The organism is Telluria sp. LT2P80, from assembly GCF_059685955.1.
Genome location: NZ_JCASIO010000004.1, coordinates 164322 through 189537 on the forward strand (window position 1 = coordinate 164322; position 25216 = coordinate 189537).

A 25216-nucleotide genomic window follows, 5' to 3' on the forward strand; every position below is an offset into this window, starting at 1 on the left:
CCGCGGCTGCTTACGCGGCCTGATCGATCTTGTCGTTCGCTTCTTCCATGCTCGAGAAATGCATTTCTTCGAGCGCGCGCTTGTAGTCGGTCGGGAACACCTTGACGAACTTGCTGCGGCTGTTGGCCCAGTCGTCGAGCAGGTTGCGCGCACGCGTGCTGCCGGTGTACTTGAAGTGGCGCTCGATCAGGCGGCGCAGGATCGCTTCGTCCGACTCGCGCTCGCTGGTGCGCGACTGGCTGTGCCAGGCTGCCGGGTCGGTCTGGTCTTTCGAGGCCAGCACGCGCTCGAGATTGACCATCGTTGTGTTGCAGCGCGCTTCGAATTCGCCCTTCGGGTCGTACACGAAGGCCACACCGCCCGACATGCCGGCGGCGAAGTTGCGGCCGGTGTCGCCCAGCACCGCCACCGTCCCGCCGGTCATGTATTCGCAACCGTGGTCGCCGCAGCCTTCGACGACGGCCGTGGCGCCCGAGTTGCGCACGGCGAAGCGTTCGCCGGCCACGCCGTTGAAGAAGGCTTCGCCCGAGATCGCGCCATACAGGACGGTGTTACCGACGATGATGTTGTCGACCGCCCAGCCACGGAACTCGGTGTTCGGCCGCACGATGATGCGCCCGCCCGACAGGCCCTTGCCAACGTAGTCGTTGCCTTCGCCGACCAGGTCCATCGTGATGCCGCCGGCCAGGAAGGCAGCAGCGGACTGGCCCGCCGTGCCTTGCAGCTGGATGTGGATCGTGTCGTCCGGCAGGCCGGCATGGCCGTAGCGCGTGGCGACTTCGCCCGACAGCATGGCGCCGACGGTGCGGTTCAGGTTCTTGACCGGCGAGATGAAGGAGACGCGCTCGCCCTTCTCAAGGGCCGCCTTGGCTTGCGCGATCAGCTTGTGGTCGAGCGCTTTATCCAGGCCATGGTCCTGGCCTTCGGTGTGGAACAGCGCGCGCTGGCTCTCGACTTTCGGCTGGTAGAAGATGTTCGAGAAGTCCAGGCCCTGCGCCTTCCAGTGGCCGATCGCCCTGGATTTGTCGAGCAGGTCGGCGCGGCCAATCAGTTCGTCATAGGTGCGGATGCCCAGCTGCGCCATGATCTGGCGCGCTTCTTCGGCGACGAAGAAGAAGTAGTTCACCACGTGCTCTGGTTTGCCCTGGAATTTTGCGCGCAGCACCGGGTCTTGCGTGGCCACGCCCACCGGGCAGGTATTGAGGTGGCACTTGCGCATCATGATGCAACCCTCGACCACCAGCGGCGCGGTGGCAAAGCCCACTTCATCGGCGCCCAGCATCGCCGCGATGACGACGTCGCGGCCGGTGCGCATCTGGCCATCCGCTTGCAGCCTGATACGGCTACGCAGGCCATTGAGCACCAGCGTTTGCTGGGTCTCGGCCAGGCCCAGTTCCCACGGCGTGCCGGCGTGCTTGACCGACGACAGGGGCGATGCGCCCGTGCCGCCATCGTGGCCGGCGACGACGATGTGATCCGCCTTGGCTTTCGAGACGCCGGCAGCGACCGTGCCGATGCCCACTTCCGAGACCAGCTTGACCGAGATCGAGGCGCGCGGGTTCACGTTTTTGAGGTCGTGAATCAGCTGGGCCAGGTCTTCGATCGAATAGATGTCGTGGTGCGGCGGCGGCGAAATCAGGCCGACACCCGGCACCGAGAAGCGCAGGGACGCGATGTACTCGGACACCTTATGGCCCGGCAGCTGGCCGCCTTCGCCCGGCTTGGCGCCCTGCGCCATCTTGATCTGGATCTGATCGGCCGAGTTCAGGTATTCGGCGGTGACGCCAAAGCGGCCCGACGCCACCTGCTTGATTTTGGAGCGCAGCGAGTCGCCGTCTTCGAGCGGGATGTCGACCACGACACGGCCATCGCCCAGGCGCGACGCCAGCGACTCGCCCTTCTTGATCGCAATGCCCTTGAATTCGTTCATGTAGCGCGCCGGATCTTCGCCGCCCTCGCCCGTGTTGCTCTTGCCGCCGATGCGGTTCATCGCGATGGCCAGCGTGGCGTGGGCTTCGGTGCTGATCGAGCCGAGCGACATGGCGCCGGTGGCAAAGCGCTTGACGATGTCCTTGGCGGATTCGACTTCTTCGATCGGGATCGCCTTGTCGCGGTCGATCTTGAATTCGAACAGGCCGCGCAGCGTCAGGTGACGGCGCGTCTGGTCGTTGATCAGCTGCGCGTATTCCTTATAGGTCGAGAAGTTGTTGGCGCGCGTCGCGTGCTGCAGCTTGGCGATCGTGTCCGGCGTCCACAGGTGGTCTTCGCCACGCACGCGGAACGCGTACTCGCCGCCGACGTCCAGCGCATTGGCCAGCACCGGATCGGCGCCGAAGGCCAGCGCGTGCAGGCGCAGCGCTTCTTCTGCCACTTCAAACAGGCCAATGCCTTCGATGTTCGACGAGGTGCCCTTGAAGTACTTGTCGACCAGCGACTTGTTCAGGCCCACGGCCTCGAAGATCTGCGCGCCGCAGTACGACATGTAGGTGGAGATGCCCATTTTGGACATCACCTTCATCAGGCCCTTGCCGACGGCCTTGATGTAGTTGTAGCTGACCGTCTCGGCCGACAGTTCCTGCGGCAGGCCATGCGCCAGTTCGGCCAGCGTTTCGAGGGCCAGGTACGGGTGCACGGCTTCGGCGCCGTAGCCGGCCAGCAGCGCAAAGTGGTGCGTCTCGCGCGCCGAGCCGGTTTCGATCACGAGGCCGGCGGAGGCGCGCAGGCCGCGCGCCACCAGGTGCTGGTGCACGCTCGACGTGGCCAGCAGCGCAGGGATCGCGACCAGATCGGGCGACATGCGGCGATCCGACACGATCAGGATGTTGTGGCCCGACTTGACCGCATCGACCGCTTCGGCGCACAGCGAGGCCAGCGACGCTTCAATGCCTTCCTTGCCCCAGGCGACCGGGTAGCAGATGTTCAGCTCATAGGCCTTGAACTTGCCGCCGGTGTGCTGGCCGATATTGCGCAGGCGCGCCATGTCGTCGAAGTTCAGGATCGGCTGCGCGACTTCAAGGCGCATCGGCGGGTTGACGTTGTTGGTATCGAGGATGTTCGGCTTGGGGCCAATGAACGAGACCAGCGACATGACCATGCTTTCGCGGATCGGATCGATCGGCGGATTGGTCACTTGCGCGAACAGCTGCTTGAAGTAGTTATACAGCGGCTTGAGTTTGTTGGACGTGACGGCCAGCGGCGAGTCGTTGCCCATCGAGCCGGTGGCTTCTTCGCCCAGCACGGCCATCGGCGCCATCAGGAACTTCAGGTCTTCCTGCGTGTAGCCGAACGCCTGCTGGCGGTCGAGCAGCGTCAGCGCCGGCTTTTCGCCCTGCGCATCCTTCGCGCGGCCGGCGGCCAGCTGCGACTCGGTCAGCTTGATTTCATTGAGTTTGATGCGCACCGACTTGATCCACGCCTTGTACGGCTTGGCGTTGGCATAGGTGTCTTTCAACTCTTTGTCGTCGATGATGCGACCCGCTTCGAGGTCGATCAGGAACATCTTGCCCGGCTGGAGGCGCCACTTCTTGACGATGCGCGATTCGGGAATCGGCAGTACGCCCGATTCGGATGCCATGACGACCAGATCGTCCTCGGTGATGACGTAGCGCGCCGGGCGCAGGCCGTTGCGGTCGAGCGTACCGCCGATGTGGCGGCCATCGGTGAAGGCCATCGCGGCCGGGCCGTCCCACGGCTCCATCATCGCGGCGTGGTATTCGTAGAAGGCGCGGCGGTTGTCGTCCATCGACGCGTGATTTTCCCAGGCTTCCGGGATCATCATCATCATCGCCTGGGCGATCGGGTAGCCGGCCATGATCAGCAGTTCGAGCGCGTTGTCGAAGCAGGCGGTATCCGACTGGCCTTCATAGATCAGCGGGAACAGCTTGTTCAGATCGTCGCCCAGGACGGCCGACTTGAGGATGCCTTCGCGCGCGCGGGTCCAGTTGAAGTTGCCCTTGACGGTATTGATCTCGCCGTTGTGGGCGATCAGGCGGTACGGGTGGGCCAGCGGCCACTCGGGGAAGGTGTTGGTCGAGAAGCGCTGGTGGACCAGGGCCAGGGCCGAGATGCAGCGCGGATCCTGCAGATCCTTGTAGAACACGCCCACCTGGTCGGCCAGCAGCAGGCCTTTATAGACGACGGTGCGGGCCGACATCGACGGCACGAAGAATTCCTTGCCGTGCAGGAGTTTGAGGGCCTGGATCGCGTGGCCGGACGATTTGCGGATGACGTACAGCTTGCGTTCGAGTGCATCGGTGACCATGATGTCCGGGCCGCGGCCGATGAAGATCTGGCGGATCACCGGCTCCTTGGCACGCACGAACGGCGACATCGGCATCGTCGCATCGACCGGCACGTTGCGCCAGCCGAGAACGACCTGGCCTTCGATGCGCACGGCGCGTTCGATCTCCTGCTCGCAGGCGATGCGCGACGCATGCTCTTTCGGCAGGAACACCATGCCGACGCCGTACTCGCCAGGCGGCGGCAACTCGACGCCCTGACGCGCCATCTCGTCGCGGTAGTACTGATCCGGGATCTGGATCAGAATCCCCGCCCCGTCGCCCATCAGCGCATCGGCGCCCACAGCGCCCCGGTGGTCGAGGTTCTTCAGAATCAACAGACCCTGTTCAACAATCGAATGACTCTTGTTGCCCTTGATATGGGCGATGAAGCCAACACCGCAAGCATCGTGTTCATTGGCGGGATCATACAAACCTTGGGCAATCATGCGACATTCTCCACATCTTTACGGGATCGAATGCCGAGAATAGTGCAATGCAAAATCCCCCGTCAACCTCAATAATTAGGGTCAGAGTCGAATTGTTTGACAACTTTTTGAGAAAGACGATAATTGGGGACAGAGTCATTCTGGTTTGTAGGGGTGCTCGTCGCTGCAACCTAAGCTATTGATTTTAAATAGGTTTTCGCAATAAAAAACGGCACGAATAACCGTGCCGTTGTGTCGGGAATTGCGCTGTTTCAGGCTTGTGCGAACGGTGGAAGCGGTGGATTAAAAGGTCGGCCACGCTTGGCTGGCAAGATCTGGCGTTGTGTTTTTTGCTCGAGCTGGCTCTTGAACGAGTCCGATCCCAATGGCTTGTTTCGCAGAATCGAGGTGGTGATGAAATCCACCTCTTCGGATGACAAACCTTGCTGCACCATGTCGATATACGCCGCCTCGCGCTGGAATGGGGTGTTGCCCAATGCCCAGAACAGGCTGTGGTCGCTGACGAGCGTATCCAGACGCGCACCGGCATGGTGGGCATAGCTCGACCATGGATAGTCGCCGGGGCTGACGGAAAGTTGCGCGCGCACCGGATTGAGCTCGATGTAGCGGCTGCAGGTCATGAAATACCGGTCCGAGTCGATCAGCGAGGTGCGGAAACGTCCCTCGAACAAGCCACCGCTGCGCTCGTACTTGTGGTTAAACCATGGAACATAGAGTCGGCCAACCTTCTGCATCATCAGTGCCAGGCCGGTGGCGTCGCTCGGTGTTGCCAGCAGGTGAACATGGTTCGGCATCAAGACGTATGAATGGATTGCCACGTCATAAAACCGCGCGCCTTCCTTGAGCCAGACGAGAAATCGCTGGTAGTCCGCCTCGTCCCTGTAAATGATCTGGCGGTTATTGCCGCGCTGAATTACGTGGTGCGGTTGCTCGGGAACGATGAGTCGAGGTTGGCGTGCCATGGCGTCGGATGTGCGTGAGGAATCCGAATTCTACAATGGAAAATGACTCTGTCCCTAATTAAACGCAAGAGCTCGCGAAATACTGCCGACTCTGTCCCCAATTATTTGAGAATAAGTACAGACGCAATTTATCGCCCGACTTTTCAGCCGCAATTGTGTAATCCAGCCAATTTCCCAAAGAAAATTGGCCAATAATTCGACTCTGACCCTAATTGTCTGAGTGGAAATTGGCCAATAATTCGACTCTGACCCTCATTGTTGGAGAGTCGAGGCGGGTCAGGAGAGGGTGAAGCCGGCGGAGAGGCTGTAGCCTTCGCCGTAGGCGCTGCGCAGGGGGAGGTCCTGGCCGAGGCCGGAGCGGGCTTTCTTGCGCAGGCGGTAGACCAGCATGTCGACGCGGCGGCTGGCGTCGGGGTCGTCGCCCCCCATGCCGGCGACGATCACGTGGCGCGGTACCGGGCGCGTATTGATCGTCAACAGGTGCAGGAAGTTGCACTCTTTTTCGGTCAGGTCGACCACCTTGCCCATCAGCTCGAGCTGGCGCGCGCTCACGCGCAGCATCCATTTGCTCGGGGCCGGTGCCGGATCCTGCGGGCGTACCCGGCGGTCCAGTGCCTCGATGTGGGCGGCCAGTTCCGGGAACTTGATCGGCTTGGTCAGGTAATGGTCGGCGCCCAGGCGCAGGCCCAGGATGCGGTGGTCGAACGCCACCCGGCCCGTGAGTACCAGTAACCCGATTTCCGGATACAGCTGGCGCATGCGCGGGATGACATTGAAGCCATCTTCGTCTGGCAGCCCGAGGTCGAGCACCACGACCGCAGCCGGCGTGCGCGTCAGCGCCGCCCACATTTCACTGGCGGTCCGGGCGATCGTGACGTCGTGGTCCAGCTCCTTCAGGAACTCGGCCATGTCGTCGGCGTATTCGCCATTGTCTTCAACAATCAGTATCTGCGTCATGCCCTTGCCATATTAGTCACCTGCCCGTCGTTGATACCGATGGTAGCGTTATCCACGCCGAAGCGCGGTCCCGATTATCACTGCTGAGGCTACCTGAAGCAAGGAGTTATTCCTCTATAACCTCTATAAGACCAGCGCCGGCATCCAGAGCCGGAACTCGGCGCCGGCGCCCTGTTGCCCTGGTGCCAGACTCAGCACGCCACCATGGACTTCGATGATCGACCGCGCCATATACAGCCCCAGACCGCTGCCTGGCAGGCCAGCGGCGTTGCGGCCGCGATACCCTTTGTCGAAAACGCGCGACGCATCGTCCGGTGGCACGCCGGCACCGCCATCCAGTACGGCGATCTCGACGCCGCCACCGCTGCGCCGCACGCGCACCGTCACATCGGCAGCGGGCGGCGAAAACGCGAGCGCGTTGTCGATCATCACCTTCAGCGCCAGCCGCAAGCCTTCCGGTTCGCCGCGCAGGATCGAGGCGACATCGTCAAGCTGCAGTACGGCAGCGCGCCCGGCGCTGCGGATCTGGGCAGCACCCGTCTCGACCAGCTCCCCGACGGTGATGGTGTTGGGCTGGCGGGTGCGCCCGAGCGTGGCCATGCGATCCGGCGACAGGTATTCGTCGAGCATCCCGATCAGGCGGTCGACCGCGGCGCCGATCTTGCGATAGCGAACACGCACCGATTCCTCGGCATGCGTGGATGTGGCTTCCAGCCGCTGGATTGCGCCATCGATCGTCGCCAGCGGCGTACGGAACTCGTGATTGAGCATGCTGGCAAACCGTTTGTATTCGCTGTCGTGGCCGCGCCGCGCCGACAGGTCGCGCAGCAGGCCGACCAGGGCCGATTTGTCATCGGCCGGCACGATGGCCAGCGCTTCCAGCGCCAGCGGGCGCCGCTCGGCATCGAACAGATCAAATTCGCGCCGGTTGCGTACCCCCGGCTTGCCAGTGGCCATCGCGCGCAACCACGCTGCCAACGGCGCCAGCGGCGAGGCGCTGTCGCCATCGAGCGCGTTCTGCAGCGTGGCGGCGTCATAGCCGCTCAGGGCCGCAAACGCCGGACTCAGATAACGCACGCTCCCCACAGGCAGTGCAATGGCAAAGGCCACGTCGTCTCCCAGTTCGGCGATCGTGCGCAGTTGCCGGCCGGTGAGCATCTCGGCATCGCCGGCGGGAACCGGAATGGCAGACGCGGTGGCGGCAATCGGACTGGACTTCATTGGACCTCTTTCTTCACCAACAGTTACGGGCAATGTATCGACCAGCTAGTATACCGCGACCATCACTTGTCTGTGACATATTGCTTTGCAAAATGCAAAATATGGTTTCATGAGGGAATGAAAGAAGGCAATCCGGCATGGAATCCACGTGGCAAACGAAACAATTGCGCCATACCGGCAGGGTTTGGGCGATAATTTCACCACTATGAACGATACCGCTACCCGCCCCCCGCTCCCAGACCGGCTCTCGATCGATCCGAGCAGCCCATTTCACAACCGTGACGTCTTCCAGCACGACGTCGGCATCCGCTTCAACGACAAGGACCGTACCGACGTCGAAGAGTATTGCATCAGCGAAGGCTGGATCAAGGTCGCCGCCGGCAAAACCCTCGACCGCAAAGGCCGCCCGATGCTGATCAAGCTGAAAGGCAAGGTCGAAGCGTATTACGCGTAAACCTTTGGTCGATACAACAATGGCGGGCTCGCGAGCCCGCCATTTTTCTATATATACCAGCGCCAGCTTGCGCGGCGCTTACTAGCCCTCCCGAATGGATTACTCTGCCAGCGGTGCGAAGATCGCCTGCAGGTCTTCCTGCGTCAGCGCCATCTTCTGCGACTCGCCTTCGGACAGGATCGAGTGCGCCAGCTCCGACTTCTTCTGCTGCAGCAGCTGGATCTTTTCTTCCAGCGTGCCCTTGGCAATCAGTTTGTAGACGAACACCGGCTTGTCCTGTCCGATGCGCCAGGCGCGGTCGGTTGCCTGATTCTCGGCCGCCGGATTCCACCACGGATCGTAGTGGATCACGGTATCGGCCGCCGTCAGGTTCAACCCGACGCCGCCCGCTTTCAGGCTGATCAAAAAGATCGGCACCGCACCCTGCTGGAATGCCGCCACCTGCGCCGAACGGTCGCGCGTCTCGCCGGTGAGCAGCGCATACGGGATCTTGCGCAGCGTGAGTTCTTCTTCGATCAGCGCCAGCATGCTGGTGAACTGCGAGAACACAAGGATCTTGCGGCCTTCGCCCAGCAGGTCTTCGACCATCTGCATCAGGTCGGTCAATTTGGCCGATACCGCCGCCGTGTTCTTTTTGGATGGCATCGACTTGACCAGGCGCGGATCGCAGCACACCTGACGCAGCTTGAGCAGCGCCTCGAGGATCACGATCTGGCTACGCGCCACGCCCTTGCGGTCGATCTCGTCGCGCACTTTCTTGTCCATCGCCAGGCGCACCGTTTCGTACAGGTCGCGCTGCGGGCCGGACAGCTCGATGCGGCGCACCATCTCGGTCTTTTGCGGCAGCTCTTTGGCCACATTGTCCTTCGTGCGGCGCAGCAGGAACGGCCGGATGCGGCGATTGAGCAGCGTGCGGCGCACCGGATCGTCCTGGCGCTCGATCGGATGACGGAACTGGGTATTGAAGGTTTTCTCGTCGCCCAGCAGGCCCGGAATCAGGAAGTGAAACTGCGACCACAGCTCGCCCAGGTGATTCTCGAGCGGCGTACCGGACAGGCACAGGCGGTGGCTGGCGTCGAGCGAGCCGGCCGTCTGCGCTGCCTTGGAGCGGGTGTTCTTGATGTAGTGCGATTCGTCCAGGATCACCAGGTGATAGTGGTGCTTGCGCAGTTCTTCCTCGTCGCGCGGCAGCAGCGCGTAGGTGGTTAGCACGATGTCGGCGCCGTCGATCTGGTCGAACGACTCCATGCGCTCCTTGCCCTGCAAGAGCAGCACTTTCAGACTCGGGGCAAAACGCGCGGCTTCGTCGAACCAGTTGGCCATCAGGCTCGTTGGCGCGATCACCAGCGCCGGGCTGGTCAAGCGGCCCGCTTCTTTTTCGACCAGGATGTGCGCCAGCGTCTGCACCGTCTTGCCCAGACCCATATCGTCGGCCAGGATGCCGCCCAGGTCATACTCGCGCAGGAACTGCATCCACGCCAGGCCATCGAGCTGGTAGTCGCGCAAGGTGGCTTGCAAGCCGGCCGGCGCCTCGACTTTTTTCACGGCGCCGAACTGGCTCAGTTTGCGGCCGGTCTCGCGCAGGCGCTCGCCGCCGGTCCATTGCAACTCGACGCCGCGCGCCAGTTCTTCGAGCCGCGCTGCGTCGAGCGTCGACAGGCGCAGGCGCGCCTTGATCTTGTCATTGAAATACAGCTCGCCCAGCGTGGCCAGGATGGGCTTGAGGCGCCCCCACGGCAGCGCCACGCGCTCGCCATCGGGCAGCACGGCGAGCATCTGGTCGGACTCGGCGTGCGCGGCCAGCACGCTCGGATCGAATTCGAGCGGCGCGCTGCGAATCAGCTGCACCAGCACCGGCAGCAGCGGCACGCGCTTCTTGGCCACCACGATGCCCAGCTCCAGTTCGAACCAGGCATTGGCTGCTTCCGCTGGTTCGTCGATGTCGGCATACCAGCCTTCGACCGGCACCACGTCGTAGCGGTACTTGGGCGATTTTTGCAGGTGCCAGCCAGCGTCGGACAGCGCGTCGACCGACTGCTCGGCAAAGCGCAGCCAGTGCGCCTGGCTCTCGAGCTGCAATGCGCCGGCCATCACGTTCAGTGGCGCCGTGGCCGGCTTGCGGAAACCGATCTCGCCCAGCTTGTCGAGCGCATCGCTTTCAAGCTTGGGGTCGCGCTCGATGATTTCGGTGAGGTCACCCACCTGGCGCACGACGCGCTGGGACGGGTCGAACGAGACGCGCTGGCCGTCGTAATCAAACGCCAGCACGGCGAAGTCCTGCCAGCGCGCGGCGCTGCCGTCAGCCAGCTGCACCGCATCGAGCAGCAGGTGCGGAATCGGTTTGACGTCATTGCGCAGGCGCTGCGTGAGCGGCTGCGGCAGCGGCATCAGCTGCTGCAGGCCGTGCGCGAGCAGCAGTTGCGAGACGCGTTTCTTGTCGGTGCCGGTGAGCGTGGGCGCCTGCGCCACGAGCGCCTGCAGTTCGGCCAGCGAGATGTCGATGCCGCCGCGATTGAGCTCGAGCGGCCCGCACGACAGATTGTCGATGTACCACGGCGGATCGGTTGGCAGCATGTAGTCGATCTGGTCGGCGGCGCTGTGCGCGGCCGCGCCGCCCACGGGTTCGACTGACCAGCCGAGCTTTGCGACGCGGCCTTCGTCGCGCCATGCCAGGCTGGCCAGGCGGGTCGGGCCGCCCTGCAGCGGGTAGACCAGGCCACCGGCCATGTCGGCCCACGAGTTCGCCCACAGCAGCTTGCCCTGTTCGAGCAGCATCTGCAGCAGGATCGCGCCGACCTTGCCTTTCGGTTCAGTGGCGCTGGTGCCTTGCGCCGACCCGCTGCGCATGGCGATGAAAAAGCGCACCAGGTCGATATCATCGCCTTCGAGATAAGCGGGCGGCGCCGACAGGAGCGAAAAGACTTCGCTGACGGGACTGGCCGCAGCCACGTCGCCGTTCGGTCGCAGGCGCGCCTTGCACAGGCACAGCGCCACGTGGCGCCCGCCGCTGGTGGGCGCCATCACATAGACGAACTTGTACTGCGCGGCCTTGGGGTCGACCACTTCGTCGGTCAGCTTCGGCTGCGGATGCGCCGCTGCTTCGACCCGCTGCAACCAGCTCACGACCGGCGCCGGCAAGGCCGGAGAACGTGCGGGCGTGCGGGCTGCGGGTGCGTCGCTGGCTTTATCGCGAAGATAATCGACTGTTGTCATTGGGTCTCGTGGCAGGGTATTAAAAACGGCAATAACGACTATTATCTCGCATACGAACACTTCCGATTTGTTCGTAATCGCACCTTGCAGACAAATGGTGCGCGCACGCAACGCGTGTGTCTTCTGCCAACCGACTGTTCTCTCATGTTCGTCTGACGCTGTCAAGACTGGCGTATCGGCGCTGTTTGCGTATCATTGGCCGCTTGGTCCACGATCCTCGCTTCATCACTGCCTATGCTGCCCTCCATCGAACAACGCCTCGCCAAAGAACTGGCCGCCAGGCCAGCCCAGGTGGCTGCCGCCATCGCCCTGCTGGACGAAGGCGCCACCGTGCCGTTCATCGCGCGCTACCGCAAGGAAGCCACCGGCGGCCTGGACGACATCCAGCTGCGCCTTCTCGAAGAGCGCCTGCGCTATCTGCGCGAGCTGGAAGACCGGCGCGCATCGATCATCGCGTCGATCACGGAGCAGAACAAGATGACGCCGGCGCTGCTCGAATCGATCGCACTGGCCGAAGATAAAACGCGTCTCGAAGACCTGTACCTGCCGTACAAGCAGAAGCGCCGCACGAAGGCGCAGATCGCGATCGAGGCCGGCCTCGCGCCGCTGGCCGAGACCCTGCTGGCCGACCCGCAGCAGGATCCCGAGGCCATCGCGAAGGACTATCTGCGCGACGCGTTTACCAATGCCGACGGCGGCGCCAATCCCGGCGTGCTTGATACCAAAGCGGCGCTCGATGGCGCGCGCCAGATCCTGATGGAGCGCTTTGCCGAAGACGCCGCGCTGCTGCAGACGCTGCGCGAGTACGTGCAGGAACACGGCGTCGTCGAATCGAAGGTCGTCGCCGGCAAACAGGACGAAGGCGAAAAATTCGCCGACTATTTCGACTACAGCGAGCCACTGGCCGCGGTACCGTCGCACCGCGCGCTGGCGCTCCTGCGCGGTCGCCGCGAAGGCATGCTGGACGTGGCGCTGCGCCTGGATTCCGAGCCCGAAAAGCCGAAGTGGGACGCACCGCTCAATCCGTGCGAAGGCCGCATCGCGGCGCGCTTCGGCATCAAGGCGCAGGGCCGCCCGGCCGATAAATGGCTGCTCGATACGGCGCGCTGGACCTGGCGCGTGAAAAGCTTCATGCACCTGGATACCGAGTTGATGGGCGCGCTGCGTGACAAGGCCGAACTCGATGCGATCGGCGTCTTTGCGCGCAACCTGAAGGCGCTGCTGCTGGCCGCGCCGGCCGGTCCGCGCGCGACGATGGGCCTGGACCCTGGCCTGCGCACCGGCGTGAAGGTCGCGGTGGTCGACGCCACCGGCAAGGTGGTCGATACCGCCACGGTCTACCCGCACCAGCCGCGCAACGACTGGGATGGCGCGCTGCACACGCTGGGCCTCCTGGCTGCGAAACACAATGTGTCGCTGGTCTCGATCGGCAATGGCACCGGCTCGCGCGAGACCGACAAGCTGGCGCAGGATCTGATCAAGCAGCAGCCCGACCTGAAGCTCACAAAAATCGTCGTCTCGGAAGCCGGCGCATCGGTCTATTCGGCGTCCGAATTCGCCTCGCGCGAGCTGCCCGACATGGACGTGTCGCTGCGCGGCGCCGTCTCGATTGCGCGCCGCCTGCAAGACCCGCTGGCCGAACTGGTCAAGATCGATCCGAAGTCGATCGGCGTGGGCCAGTACCAGCACGACGTGTCGCAGAGCCAGCTGGCGCGCTCGCTCGACGCCGTGGTCGAGGATTGCGTGAATGCCGTTGGCGTGGACGTGAACACCGCGTCGGCGCCGCTGCTGGCGCGCGTGTCCGGCCTGTCGTCCACGGTCGCGCAGGGCATCGTGGCATACCGCGACACGCATGGTGCATTCGCCTCGCGTGCGGCGCTGAAAAAAGTGCCGCGCCTGGGCGAGAAAACCTTCGAGCAGGCAGCGGGCTTTTTGCGCGTGATGAACAGCGCCAACCCGCTGGATGCATCGGCCGTGCACCCGGAGTCGTACCCGCTCGTCGAAAAAATCCTGCTCGACGTCAAGCGCGACATGAAAGCCGTGATCGGCGACGGCGCACTCATTAAAAGCCTGAACCCGGCCAGGTATGCGGACGACAAGTTCGGCGTGCCGACCATCACTGACATCCTGAAAGAGCTGGAAAAACCGGGCCGCGATCCACGGCCCGAGTTCACGACGGCCACCTTCAAGGATGGCGTCGAGCAGATCTCGGACCTGCGCCCCGACATGATCCTGGAAGGCGTGGTCACCAACGTCGCCGCCTTTGGCGCATTCGTCGACATCGGCGTGCACCAGGACGGCCTGGTGCACATCTCGGCGCTGTCGAACACGTTCGTCAAAGACCCGCACACGGTCGTCAAGGCCGGCCAGGTGGTGAAGGTCAAGGTGCTGGAAGTGGACCCGAAGCGCAAGCGCATCGCGCTGACGATGCGCCTGACGGACAGCGCGCCGCAGCCGGGCGCGCAGCCTGCACAGCGCCCCGACCGCAACGACGCCAGACGCGTGCAGCAGCACCAGCGCCAGGAACGCACGGCGGCGCCGGCCGGCGGCGCGATGGCCGATGCGTTTGCCAAGCTGCGCAAATAACGGGCAGCCGATGCTGCGCCTCGCCAACGTCGATCCCGGCCACGCCAATGCCCTGCGCGTTGTTGCAGAACTCGATGCGGCGCTGGCGGCGATCACGGGCGAAACCGGCGCGGCCTCGTTCGATCCACAGGATTGTCGGGGCGCGGGCGCCTGCTTCGTGCTGGCCTACGACGCCGATGGCAGCGCAGTCGGCTGCGGCGCCATGCGCGCGCTCGCGGGCGATATCGGGGAACTCAAGCGGATGTATGCGCGGCCCGGCAGCGGGGCCGGCGCGCACGTGCTGGCAGAACTTGAGCGGCACGCCGCGGCATGCGGCTACCGCCAGTTGTGGCTGTCGACGCGGCGCGTGAATACGCGCGCGGTGGCGTTCTACGAGCGCCACGGTTACGCGCCGGTGGCGCCGTACGGCCGGTATGTCGGCCGCGCGGCATCGGTCTGTCTTGGCCGGCGCCTGCCCTGACGCCGTTGCTTCAGCTGTGCTTGATCAGGATGCCGATCAGGTACACGCCCAGGCAGCCGAACCCGATCAGCAGCATCTTGTGCTGCGGGATCGCCGGCGCGCCCGTCTTCTTGATGTGCATTGCATCGCGCACCAGCAGCAGCGCGTAGATCAGCGCGGCGAGTCCCGACAGGATGTCGCCGGGACTCGGGCGCGTGAACCCCGTGTAGATATTCAGGATGCCGGGAATGCCCAGCAGGGCGGCGATCACGAGGTTCGCGTTCGGCGATGGTACGCGGCGGCGGGGTTGCTGCATCGGGTGCTCCGGTGGATGGTGACAAACGGCGCGATCATACCGCAATGCCGGGCGCAGGCACTGACGCATGCCTTGACGCAGCGGCCAGGGGCTCAGGCGAACAGGGTCGTGTTGCGCAGCACGAGCTTGATCAGGAAGCACCCGGCGAAGGCGCCAAAACAGATGAAGCCGATCAGCGTGACGCGTGGCGAGGTCAGCAGCGCCAGCCGGCCGGCGCGCCGCTGCAGCGCGCACCAGGCCAGGAACAGCGCCATCATCAACGGGCCAATCTGGACGAAGACGTCGACCGCGCGGCCGCTTCTCAAGGCATTGGCGCCGTCATACAGTGCCGGCAAGCCCAGCAGCGCGGCAAAAACCCACAGGGCCGCGATGGGCAAGGTAGCAAACGTGTTCTTCATCGTGTTTCCCGTCATCTTGAACCGGGCATGATACCGCAGCGCCGTGATGGTCACCGATGCCGTCCACGTCGAATTCTTATAGAATGGCGCCATCTACCCATTCCTCTCCAAAAGGCACACATCAAATGAGCGACGTTCAAACCTGGATCAAAGACACCGTGACCTCGACCCCGGTCGTGCTGTTCATGAAAGGCACCGCCCAGTTCCCGCAGTGCGGCTTTTCCGGCCGTGCCATCCAGCTGCTGAAAGCGTGTGGCGTCGACAACGTCGCCACCGTGAACGTGCTGGACGACGCTGAAGTGCGTCAGGGCATCAAGGACTACTCGAACTGGCCAACCGTGCCGCAGCTGTACGTGAACGGCGAGTTCATCGGCGGCACCGATATCATGAACGAGATGTACGAATCGGGCGAACTGCAGACCCTGCTGAAAAACGGCTGATTGCATGACTGAGCGCCCGCGCCGTATTGTTGTCGCCCTCACCGGCGCGACCGGCGCAACCTATGGCGTGCAGCTGCTCAAGCGGCTGCACGCAACGCCTGGCATCGAAAGCCACCTGATCATTTCCGACGCCGCCACGCTGACCCTGCACCAGGAACTCGGCCTGCAGCGCCGGGACGTCGAAGCGCTGGCCCACGTCGTGCACCGCAACCGCGATATTGGCGCGTCCATTGCCAGCGGGTCGTACCAGGTCGACGCCATGGTCGTCGCGCCCTGCTCGATGAAAACCCTGGCTGCCGTGGCCCACGGTTTCTCGGACAACCTCGTCACCCGCGCTGCCGACGTCATCCTCAAGGAACGCCGGCGCCTGGTGCTGATGGTGCGCGAAACCCCGTTCAACCTGGCCCACTTGCGTAATATGACGTCGGTGACCGAAATGGGCGGCATCATCTTCCCGCCCTTGCCGAGTTTTTACCACCGGCCTGCGACGATCGCGGACATGGTCGAGCACACGGTGGACCGTGTCGTGGACTTGCTGGGGATAGAAAATTCCCATGCCGCGCGCTGGGGTGGCATGAAAGCAGAGCAGAACGACATGGCAGGATGAACCGGCATGCCGGCTTGCGCCGGCATGGGTTGTCTCAGCGTTTGTCGTCGTAACGGTTGTCTTCCGACTTTTTCAAGTCACGCGCTTCTTCGAGCATTCGCCGCCGGGCGTTGCGTTCTCGCATCAGTTCAGCATGACGCGCTGCCGTCATCGGCGGCACCGTCATCAAATCCTTGAGCTGGGCGGTATTGGCGTAGTTGTTTCGCATGCGTCAGCTGCTCCTGGGTGAACCTGAAACGGTGGCGGAAACTGCTACCACCTGATCAGATTATGGACCAGACCAGCCCATTTGTACTGTTCTGCACGACAAAAGTGCAAACCAGCAATAACGCTACTGCGATCGACGTTTACTTCGCGTCCGGCTTCGTATGATTCACACGCACCAGCATGCGAATGAATTCGCGCGCCAGCTGGCGGTGGTGCTCATCGAGGCGCTGCAGGTCGGCGATCAGCTTGACGTCGGCCGATTCAAAGCGCGCGCTGGCAGCACCAGCCTCGCCGGCAGCCTGCTCGGCGCCGCCAAAACGCAACCAGTCGGCAGGCACGCCCAGCCACTGGGCGATCATGCGCAATTTTTCCTGGGTTGGAATGGCTTCACCGACCAGCCACTTGCGGGCGGCATGGACCGTGATCGGGCGGCCTTCAAAGCGGATATTAAATTCTCGCGCCAGACGCGTAGGGCTGTCAGGGGAGTAGTGAGCGTTCTTCAGAGCATGCTGGAGGCGTTCGCTGAAGCTCTCCCGTTCGTTGGTTGAATTCATTGCGGTACTTGTTGTTGGACAAAGGAAGGCTCTTCCAGACGAGAAACCTTATGTTTACACTATACAACTAAAAAGTAACAAACATGTGGTTTTTCAATAGTTTTTACATGCGATTTGCCGTATTCCCCACAGCAATCCTCACAAGAATGCCTGGCATGTAAAATCGTCTGATCGGGAATGAAACAACTACGTACCATTACTTAGAACAGTCCTGGAGAATGCCTGTCCTGTTCAAAATGTATCCGATGGTGACATATCGGATGTTAATTTCGCGTGAAAACTAACACCCCATCGGCATTTGTCGCCCGGGTCAATTGGCCGTCATACCAGAGCTTGTGCAAGTGCGCGAGCGCTTCACCCAGTGCAAAACTGAGCTGGTGCGCATCAAGGGCGCGGCGGAACATGATGGGCACGATCTCGGCGGCCGAGCGGGGAACGGCGCAGGCCGCGAGCACCTCGGCCAGCCGTTCCACGTGGTGCTCGCGCAACTGCCGGATGCGCGTGTGCAGCCCGCGAAACGGCTTGCCGTGGGATGGCAGCACCAGTACATCGTCGGGCAGGTCGGCGAACTTGCCCAGCGAGTCCAGATACAGTTGCAACGGGTTGCCATCAGGCTCCACGGCAAACACCGAGACGTTCGTCGAAATACGCGGCAAGACCATGTCGCCCGACACCAGGATGTTGCGGCTCTCACAGTACAACGCGGCGTGTTCGGGCGAGTGACCGAAGCCGGTGATCACGCGCCACAATTGACCCCCAACTGTGACATCTTGCTTGTCTTGCAACCGGGTATAGGCCAGCGGCACGCTCGGCACCAGTGACGGATAGTAGTTGCGACGGCTGCCCATCTGATCCAGCATCGCCGCGTCGCGCAAGCCGTGGCGCGCGAAATGCGGGATGGCGGACGGGCCATCCACACCCGGCAGCGCCGCTGCCATCATGCGCATGAAACCGAATTCGCCGGTCGTGGTCCAGAACGGCGCAGCGAAGCGCTCGCACAGCCAGCCCGCGAGTCCCACATGATCGGGGTGGCAGTGCGTGGCGATGACCCGTACCAGCGGCTGCCCGGCCAGCCCGTCGGCCAGCAGCTGTTCCCAGGCGGCGCGGGTAGCGTCGGTTCCGGCGCCGGTGTCGATCAGGCTCCAGCCAGTGCGCAGCGCCCCGCCCTCTTCCACGTCGTCCTGCAGCAGCCACAGATTGACGTGGTCCAGCGCAAATGGCAGCGGCATGCGGGCCCAGCGCAGGCCGGGGACGATGTCGACCACGGCCCCCGGTGCAGGGATCGTCTCACCAAACGCATACGACAGTTGGGACTCAAGCGCATTCATGCAAATCTTTCCTTTTCAGGCGGAACGGCGGGCGCGCTACAATACGACGCAACGACAATTTACGTTAACGGAAGTTACTGCTTGTTTCGATTTTACGCGATTTTTGGTCGTTTCCCAACCGCTACAGAACCTCATGCCGACTACCTATACCATCGCCGAACTGGCGCGCGAATTCGATATCACTGCACGGGCCATCCGTTTCTATGAAGACCAGGGCTTGCTCAGTCCAAAACGCGAAGGCGTGGGCGGCCGCAACCGTGTGTATACGCCACGCGACAGGACCCGCCTGAAACTGACCCTGCGCGGCAAGCGTCTGGGTTTGACGCTGTCCGAGATCAAAAGCATCGTCGACATGTACGAGTCGCCAAAAGACACGCAGGCGCAGATCGACCGCTTCCTTGCCGTGCTGGGCCAGCAGCGCGTCACGCTCGAACAGCAGCGCGCCGATATCGAGATGGCGCTGGAAGAAATCGTCGCCCACGAAGAAGAATGCCGTCGCCTGCTCGGCGGCAATCGTGCCGACGGTGAAGCCGGCCGCGACGCTGCCTGAGTCCAGGTGAACCGGGCGCTGACAATTGTCGGCGCCTTTTTTTTGCCTGCTGTTTGACGTTTACGTTAACGTAACACGCGAGTATGATTGTCGCGCACCCTTTCTCAATTCACCACCCACCACTGTTCACCGCGAGGACGACATGCTGCACCTTCCAGGCCTGACTTTTGACCATGGCGACGATATCGCCGCGCTGCGCGAAGCCGTCCAGCAATTCGCCGCCAGCGAAATCGCGCCGCGCGCGGCCGAGATCGACCGCAGCGACCAGTTCCCGATGGATTTGTGGAAGAAGATGGGCGAACTCGGCCTGCTGGGCATCACAGTGAGCGAGGAATACGGCGGCGCAAACATGGGCTACCTGGCCCACATCGTGGCGATGGAAGAAATCTCGCGTGCTTCGGCCTCGGTCGGCCTGTCGTACGGCGCCCACTCCAACCTGTGCGTGAACCAGATCAAGCGCAACGGCACCGAAGCGCAGAAGCAGCGCTACCTGCCCAAGCTGATCTCGGGCGAGCACATCGGCGCACTGGCGATGTCAGAGCCGAACGCCGGGTCGGACGTGGTCAGCATGCGCCTGCGCGCCGAACTCAAGGGCGACCGCTACGTGCTCAATGGCACCAAGATGTGGATTACCAACGGCCCCGATGCCGACACGCTGGTGGTCTACGCCAAGACCGATCCCGAAGCAGGCGCGCGCGGCATGACCGCCTTCCTGATCGAAAAAGGTTTCAAAGGGTTCTCGATCGCGCAAAAGCTCGACAAGCTGGGCATGCGCGGTTCGCACACGGGCGAGCTGGTATTCCAGGATTGCGAGGTACCCGTCGAGAACGTGCTGGGCGGCGTCGGGAAGGGCGTCAATGTCCTGATGTCGGGCCTGGACTTCGAGCGCACCGTGCTGTCAGGCGGCCCGCTGGGCATCATGTCGGCCTGCATGGACGTGGTGGTGCCGTACATCCACGACCGCAAGCAGTTCGGCCAGGCCATTGGCGAATTCCAGCTCATGCAGGGCAAGATCGCCGACATGTACTCGACCATGATGGCTTGCCGCGCCTATGTGTACGCGGTCGGCCAGGCCTGCGACCGCGCCACGGGCCCGGAGCAGATCCGCGCCCTGCGCAAGGACGCCGCCGGCGCCATCCTGTACAGCGCCGAAAAAGCCACCTGGATGGCCGGCGAAGCGATCCAGACGCTGGGTGGCAACGGCTACATCAATGAATACCCGGTCGGCCGCCTGTGGCGCGACGCCAAGCTGTACGAAATCGGCGCCGGCACCAGCGAGATCCGCCGCATGCTGATCGGCCGCGAGCTGTTCGGCGAGACCATGTAATCCCTTCAGATCCGGAGACCCACACCATGAACGATCCAGTCGTTATCGTCGGCGCCGCGCGCACCCCGATGGGCGCCTTCCAGGGCGATTTTTCCAGCAAGACCGCCAGTGACCTGGGCGCCGTCGCGATCCAGGCCGCCGTGCAGCGCGCCGGCGTCGATCCTGCCGCCGTCGAACACGTCTACTTCGGCAATTGCCTGATGGCGGGCCAGGGCCAGGCCCCGGCGCGCCAGGCGCTGATCAAGGCCGGCCTGCCGATGTCCACCGGCGCCGTGACGCTCTCCAAGATGTGCGGCTCGGCGATGCAGGCGGCGATCTTCGCGCACGACCAGCTGGTGGCCGGTAGCGCCGACGTCGTCGTCGCCGGCGGCATGGAATCGATGACCGGTGCGCCCTACCTGATCCCGAAGGCGCGCGGCGGCTACCGCATCGGCCACGCGCCGATGTTCGACCACATGATGCTCGATGGCCTCGAAGACGCCTACTCGCGCAACGAGAAAACCGGTGAAGGCCGCTCGATGGGCACCTTCGCCGAAGAGTGCGTGGCCAGCTACGGCTTCACGCGCGAAGAGCAGGACAACTTCGCGATTGCCTCGGTCAAGCGCGCGCAGGCGGCCGCTACCGACGGCGGCTTCGACTGGGAAATCGCGCCCGTCACCGTCACCAGCCGCGCTGGCGACACCGTCATCGACAAGGACGAAGGCCCGCTCAAGGCCAAGGTCGACAAGATCCCGTCATTGAAGCCCGCCTTCAAGAAGGATGGCACCGTCACGGCCGCCTCGTCGTCGTCGATCAACGACGGCGCCGCCGCCCTCGTGATGATGCGCGAATCGACCGCCAAAGAACTGGGCCTGACGCCGATCGCGCGCGTGCTCGGTCACGCCACGCATGCGCAGGAACCGAACCTGTTTACCACCGCCCCGATCGGCGCGATGCAAAAGCTGTTCAAAAAAACCGGCTGGACGGCGGGCGACGTCGACCTGTACGAGATCAACGAAGCCTTTGCTGCGGTGCCGATGGCGGCGATGCGCGACCTGGCCATCCCGCACGAGAAGGTCAATGTGCACGGCGGCGCCTGCGCGCTGGGCCACCCGATCGGCGCCTCGGGCGCGCGCATCGTCGTCACGCTGCTTGGCGCGCTCAAGCGCACCGGAGGCAAGCGCGGTGTGGCGGCGCTGTGCATCGGCGGCGGCGAGGCCACGGCGATGGCGATCGAGCTGGTGTAAGCCCGCCCGCGATGCGCTGCAACGATGAACAAAGCATGCGACTATTGAAGGTCTATCGTTACCAACCCTTCACAAGGAGTACCGCATGCCCACAGTATTGATCGTCGGCGCCTCGCGCGGCATTGGCCATGAAATGGCCGCCCAATATCGCCAGGACGGCTGGCGCGTCATCGCCACCGCACGCAAGCAGGAAGACTGCGATGGCCTCGTCGCGCTGGGCGCCGAAGCGCACCAGCTCGACGTGCTCGATGCCGCGTCGATCGCCGCGCTGGCCTGGCGCCTGGACGACGAAAAGATCGACAGCGCCTGGCTGGTGGCCGGCGTGTATGGCCCGAGTCAGGGGAGCTTTCCGACCGGCCCCGAGTTCGACACCGTCATGCACACCAATGTGCTCTCGGCGATGCGCCTGATCCCGGTGGTCGCGCCCCTGCTGGCCGATTCGAAGGGCAAGCTGGCGGTGCTGTCGTCGCGCATGGGCTCCATCGGCGAGCGCTCGGGCGCCAACGGCACGCTGTACCGCGCCAGCAAGGCCGCGCTTAATTCGGTGCTCAAGGATGCGGCGATCACCTACGGTGCGCAAGGCGTGACCTGCATCGCCTTCCATCCGGGCTGGGTCCAGACCGACATGGGTGGCAGCGGCGCAGCGCTCACCGTGCAGGACAGCGTGCGCGATCTGCGCGCCACGCTGGCCAAAGTCGATGCGGGCGCCAATGGCAGTTTCCTGAACCACGACGGCGAGCCGATCGCCTGGTAACACACGATAACGAGACCCCATGATCCTGTCCGACGAACACCAGATGATCCGCGACGCCCTGCGCAGCTTTGCCCAGGAGCGCCTGGCCCCCAACGCTGCGCGCTGGGACCGTGAGCACCATTTCCCGCGCGAAGAGCTGGACGAACTGGCGGCGCTGGGGGCCTTCGGCGTGGCGGTGCCGGAGCAGTACGGCGGCGCCGGCCTGGATTATGTGGCGCTCGCGCTGGTACTCGAAGAAATCGCGGCCGGCGATGGTGGCATCTCCACCATCATCTCGGTCAACAACTGCCCCGTGTGCAGCATCGCGATGATGTATGCGAGCGAAGCGCAGAAACAGCAGTGGCTGCGGCCCTTGGCGCAGGGCGAGCTGCTGGGCGCATTCGCGCTGACCGAGCCGCACACCGGCAGCGACGCTGCGGCACTGCGCACGACCGCCGTGCGCGATGGCGCGCATTACGTCATCAACGGCACCAAGCAGTTCATCACCAGCGGCAAGTACGGCGACGTGGCAATCGTCATGGCCGTCACCGACAAGGCGGCCGGCAAGAAGGGCATCAGCGCGTTCTGGGTGCCGACCGACACGCCCGGCTACATCGTGGCCGGCGTCGAACACAAGATGGGCCAGCACTCGTCGGACACGGCGCAGATCGTGTTCGACAATTGCCGCATCCCGCAGGAAAACCTGATCGGCGAAGAAGGCATGGGCTACAAGATCGCGCTGTCGGGCCTGGAGGGTGGGCGCATCGGCATCGCGTCGCAGGCAGTGGGCATGGCGCGCGCCGCGTACGAGGCCGCGCTGGCGTATGCAAAGGACCGTGAGAGCTTCGGCAAGGCGATCTTCGAGCACCAGGCGGTGCAGTTCCGCCTGGCCGAGATGGCGATGAAGATCGAAGCTGCGCGCCAGCTGATCCTGCATGCGGCGTCGATGAAGGATGCCGGCCTGCCCTGCCTGAAGGAAGCCGCGATGGCCAAGCTGTTCGCGTCCGAAATGGCCGAGCGCGTGGTGTCCGATGCGATGCAGGTCTTCGGCGGCTACGGCTACGTGGCCGACTTCCCCGTCGAGCGCATCTACCGCGATGTGCGCGTGTGCCAGATCTACGAAGGCACCAGCGACATCCAGAAGATCCTGATCGCCCGCGCATTGTGAACGGGCCCTTGACGCTGCAGGCGTTGGTGCCGGAACAGCTGCCGCAGCTGTTCATGTACCTCGACGACCAACTGCAGGAAAACGGCCGCGGCGCCGTGCCGCTGTTCCAGCCCATCTCGCGCGGGCAGTCGCGCCTTCCGCCCGACAAGGCGGCGTCGTTCGCCGCCAGCTTTACGGTGCCGTTCGGCCAGCCGCGCTGGCGCCGCATGTGGCTTGCGCTCGATGCCCGTGGCGCGATCGCCGGGCACGTCGACCTGCGCGCGCGGCCCGAAATCGCGGCCGGGCACCGCGCGCTGCTGGGCATGGGCGTCCACCGCGATCACCGTGGGGCAGGACTGGGCCGTCAGCTGGTCGAGCACGCGCTGGCGTGGGCCAGCGTCACGCCGCCACTCGAATGGGTCGACCTGGATGTCCTGTCGGGCAATCTGGCGGCGCGCCGGCTGTACGAGCGCGCCGGGTTCGTCGTCACCGGTGAGGTGCACGACCTGTACCGGATCGATGGCGAGTCGCACGGCTCGGTGACGATGAGCCGGCGCCTTGCGCCACACCCGAGGTACGGTGGGTAGGTTTCCCGCCCACGCGTTCAATCCACCTGTCACAAGCCCGCACGCTCAACAGCATTGCCAGAACATTCTCAGGACACCGCCGCTTCCAGCAGCGTGATCGTCTGCGCCTGCGTATCGAGCCTCGCCCGCACACCCATGGGCAGCGTGCACTGGTTGCGGATATGTCCAATGGAATAGCCGCTCACTGCCGGAATGACCAGCGGATGCAGGTGCAATGCCAGCGTGCGCTCGAGCGTCAGCGATACGTCTTCGTGTTCCGGCCCGCAGTTCTGGCAAATCCCCACCACCAGCGCGGCCGCATTGGCAAAGCCTCCGGCCAGGTCCAATTGCGTCATCCAGCGGTCGATCCGGTACGGCGCCTCGTTGACGTCTTCCAGGAACAGGATGCTGCTGCCGATATCGGCCGCATACGGCGTGCCGGCCAGCGCCGCGACCATCGACAGGTTGCCGCCCATGAGCGGCCCCGTGGCCACGCCATGCGTGAAGGTATGAATGCCGAAGTGCGGCTCCTGCGCGGCGCGTTCGGCGTTTTCTGGCGACATCGCAATCGTGTAGGTCGCCTGCGGTTCGGTCAGCACTGCCATCATGTGCTGCGTCGCATAGTCGGTCAGCGTCGACGAGGCCACTGGCCCATGGAACGTCACGAGGCCGGTCTGCTTGAAGATCGCCAGGTGCAGCGCCGTAATGTCCGAATACCCGATCAGGACTTTCGGATTGCGGCGGATCAGCGCGACATCCAGCCCGGACAACAGCGAGATACAGCCCGAGCCACCGCGGATCGGCCAGATCGCCTTGACCTCGGGATCGGCGAACATCGCATGCAGGTCGGCCAGGCGCTGCTGGCTTGATCCCGCGTAGTTGCCGAACACCTCGCGCAGATAGGCGCCAGGCTTGACCCTGAAACCCAGCCCCTCGATATTGCGCACGGCTTTCTCGATGGCGGCATCGTTCGTGTAGCCGCCCGGCGCGATCAGGCCGACGACGTCGCCCCGGCGCAGGCGTGGAGGTTTGATCAGCTTGGGCATGGAACGCGAAGGCACGCGCGCAGCGGCAGCGCCGGACGCGATAGTGGACATGGCAGCGGCGATGGCACCAAAACTGCGGCGGTTGATCTTCATGCGCGGTAGGCAATCCTGAATGAAAAAGGCCCGGGCACAGCTGGGGTCACAGCTGGGGTCAGGTCTGACATTCAGACACGACCTCAGCCTTAGCCACTTCCAAGGCACAGCTGGGGTCAG

The 25216-nt window shown here is 63.8% G+C and carries 22 protein-coding genes; 11 read left to right on the plus strand and 11 right to left on the minus strand.

The window, feature by feature from the left end; translation table 11 throughout:
• Positions 1-10 precede the first annotated feature (10 nt).
• From AC56LW_RS12475 to AC56LW_RS12490, 4 genes are all read right to left on the minus strand, one after another.
• Positions 11-4726, minus strand: coding sequence for a glutamate synthase-related protein (locus AC56LW_RS12475; protein ID WP_332531266.1), 4716 nt, complete (start codon positions 4724-4726; stop codon positions 11-13).
• Between the two features lie 251 nt (positions 4727-4977).
• On the minus strand, positions 4978-5688 hold the full coding sequence (locus tag AC56LW_RS12480; protein WP_499634682.1) for a transposase: 711 nt from the start codon (positions 5686-5688) through the stop codon (positions 4978-4980).
• Positions 5689-5964: 276 nt separating this feature from the next.
• Positions 5965-6645, minus strand: a complete 681-nt coding sequence (locus tag AC56LW_RS12485; protein WP_183555085.1) for a response regulator transcription factor — start codon at positions 6643-6645, stop codon at positions 5965-5967.
• Between the two features lie 123 nt (positions 6646-6768).
• Entirely contained in the window at positions 6769-7866 is a 1098-nt protein-coding gene (locus AC56LW_RS12490) for a PAS domain-containing sensor histidine kinase (protein WP_499634685.1), read from the minus strand.
• 205 nt (positions 7867-8071) lie between these two features.
• On the opposite strand from AC56LW_RS12490, the gene AC56LW_RS12495 reads away from it, so the two are divergent.
• The gene (locus AC56LW_RS12495) at positions 8072-8320 is read left to right on the plus strand and encodes a DUF3297 family protein (protein WP_183555080.1); all 249 of its coding nucleotides are present in this window, start codon (positions 8072-8074) and stop codon (positions 8318-8320) included.
• Between the two features lie 99 nt (positions 8321-8419).
• Here the strand turns inward: AC56LW_RS12495 and AC56LW_RS12500 are convergent, their stop codons facing one another.
• Entirely contained in the window at positions 8420-11533 is a 3114-nt protein-coding gene (locus AC56LW_RS12500) for a DEAD/DEAH box helicase (RefSeq protein WP_499634688.1), read from the minus strand.
• A 234-nt stretch (positions 11534-11767) separates the two neighbouring features.
• Between AC56LW_RS12500 and AC56LW_RS12505 the strand changes: the two genes are divergently transcribed.
• Both AC56LW_RS12505 and AC56LW_RS12510 read left to right on the plus strand, forming a co-directional pair.
• On the plus strand, positions 11768-14119 hold the full coding sequence (locus AC56LW_RS12505; protein ID WP_499634691.1) for a Tex family protein: 2352 nt from the start codon (positions 11768-11770) through the stop codon (positions 14117-14119).
• A 10-nt stretch (positions 14120-14129) separates the two neighbouring features.
• Positions 14130-14579 (plus strand): GNAT family N-acetyltransferase, encoded by a 450-nt coding sequence (locus AC56LW_RS12510; RefSeq protein ID WP_499634694.1) that lies wholly within the window; start codon positions 14130-14132, stop codon positions 14577-14579.
• Positions 14580-14589: 10 nt separating this feature from the next.
• Here the strand turns inward: AC56LW_RS12510 and AC56LW_RS12515 are convergent, their stop codons facing one another.
• Both AC56LW_RS12515 and AC56LW_RS12520 read right to left on the minus strand, forming a co-directional pair.
• Entirely contained in the window at positions 14590-14874 is a 285-nt protein-coding gene (locus tag AC56LW_RS12515) for a hypothetical protein (RefSeq protein ID WP_258836832.1), read from the minus strand.
• Between the two features lie 92 nt (positions 14875-14966).
• Positions 14967-15365: a hypothetical protein gene (locus tag AC56LW_RS12520; protein WP_332531259.1), complete on the minus strand. Its 399-nt coding sequence runs from the start codon at positions 15363-15365 to the stop codon at positions 14967-14969.
• A 32-nt stretch (positions 15366-15397) separates the two neighbouring features.
• Here AC56LW_RS12520 and grxD point away from each other — a divergent pair, with 32 nt between their 5' ends.
• Together grxD and AC56LW_RS12530 are read left to right on the plus strand one after the other, a co-directional pair.
• Positions 15398-15712 carry a Grx4 family monothiol glutaredoxin gene (gene grxD, locus AC56LW_RS12525; protein WP_183555074.1) on the plus strand — a complete coding sequence of 105 codons (315 nt, stop codon included), beginning with the start codon at positions 15398-15400 and terminating at the stop codon, positions 15710-15712.
• 4 nt (positions 15713-15716) lie between these two features.
• Positions 15717-16319: a UbiX family flavin prenyltransferase gene (locus AC56LW_RS12530; RefSeq protein ID WP_332531258.1), complete on the plus strand. Its 603-nt coding sequence runs from the start codon at positions 15717-15719 to the stop codon at positions 16317-16319.
• Between the two features lie 34 nt (positions 16320-16353).
• Here the strand turns inward: AC56LW_RS12530 and AC56LW_RS12535 are convergent, their stop codons facing one another.
• The 3 genes from AC56LW_RS12535 to AC56LW_RS12545 form a co-directional block, all read right to left on the minus strand.
• Positions 16354-16527: a hypothetical protein gene (locus tag AC56LW_RS12535; RefSeq protein ID WP_183555071.1), complete on the minus strand. Its 174-nt coding sequence runs from the start codon at positions 16525-16527 to the stop codon at positions 16354-16356.
• Between the two features lie 139 nt (positions 16528-16666).
• On the minus strand, positions 16667-17080 hold the full coding sequence (locus AC56LW_RS12540; RefSeq protein WP_258836835.1) for a hypothetical protein: 414 nt from the start codon (positions 17078-17080) through the stop codon (positions 16667-16669).
• A gap of 263 nt (positions 17081-17343) precedes the next feature.
• A complete protein-coding gene (locus AC56LW_RS12545) occupies positions 17344-18408 on the minus strand; it encodes an MBL fold metallo-hydrolase (protein WP_499634699.1) in 1065 nt (354 codons plus the stop codon).
• Positions 18409-18541: 133 nt separating this feature from the next.
• On the opposite strand from AC56LW_RS12545, the gene AC56LW_RS12550 reads away from it, so the two are divergent.
• The 6 genes from AC56LW_RS12550 to AC56LW_RS12575 all read left to right on the plus strand — a co-directional run bounded on the left by AC56LW_RS12550 (position 18542) and on the right by AC56LW_RS12575 (position 23978).
• Entirely contained in the window at positions 18542-18958 is a 417-nt protein-coding gene (locus tag AC56LW_RS12550; RefSeq protein ID WP_332531256.1) for a MerR family transcriptional regulator, read from the plus strand.
• 142 nt (positions 18959-19100) lie between these two features.
• Positions 19101-20285, plus strand: coding sequence for an isovaleryl-CoA dehydrogenase (locus AC56LW_RS12555; RefSeq protein WP_499582338.1), 1185 nt, complete (start codon positions 19101-19103; stop codon positions 20283-20285).
• Positions 20286-20311: 26 nt separating this feature from the next.
• On the plus strand, positions 20312-21511 hold the full coding sequence (locus AC56LW_RS12560; RefSeq protein ID WP_332531255.1) for an acetyl-CoA C-acyltransferase: 1200 nt from the start codon (positions 20312-20314) through the stop codon (positions 21509-21511).
• A gap of 85 nt (positions 21512-21596) precedes the next feature.
• Entirely contained in the window at positions 21597-22265 is a 669-nt protein-coding gene (locus AC56LW_RS12565; protein ID WP_499634701.1) for an SDR family oxidoreductase, read from the plus strand.
• A gap of 19 nt (positions 22266-22284) precedes the next feature.
• Positions 22285-23412, plus strand: a complete 1128-nt coding sequence (locus AC56LW_RS12570) for an acyl-CoA dehydrogenase family protein (protein ID WP_499634703.1) — start codon at positions 22285-22287, stop codon at positions 23410-23412.
• Positions 23409-23978: a GNAT family N-acetyltransferase gene (locus AC56LW_RS12575; protein WP_499634705.1), complete on the plus strand. Its 570-nt coding sequence runs from the start codon at positions 23409-23411 to the stop codon at positions 23976-23978. Before AC56LW_RS12570 ends, AC56LW_RS12575 begins: the two co-directional genes overlap by 4 nt.
• Positions 23979-24046: 68 nt before the next feature.
• Here AC56LW_RS12575 and AC56LW_RS12580 read toward each other — a convergent pair whose 3' ends face one another.
• Positions 24047-25096, minus strand: coding sequence for a S66 peptidase family protein (locus AC56LW_RS12580; RefSeq protein ID WP_499634709.1), 1050 nt, complete (start codon positions 25094-25096; stop codon positions 24047-24049).
• Between the last annotated feature and the right edge of the window lie 120 nt (positions 25097-25216).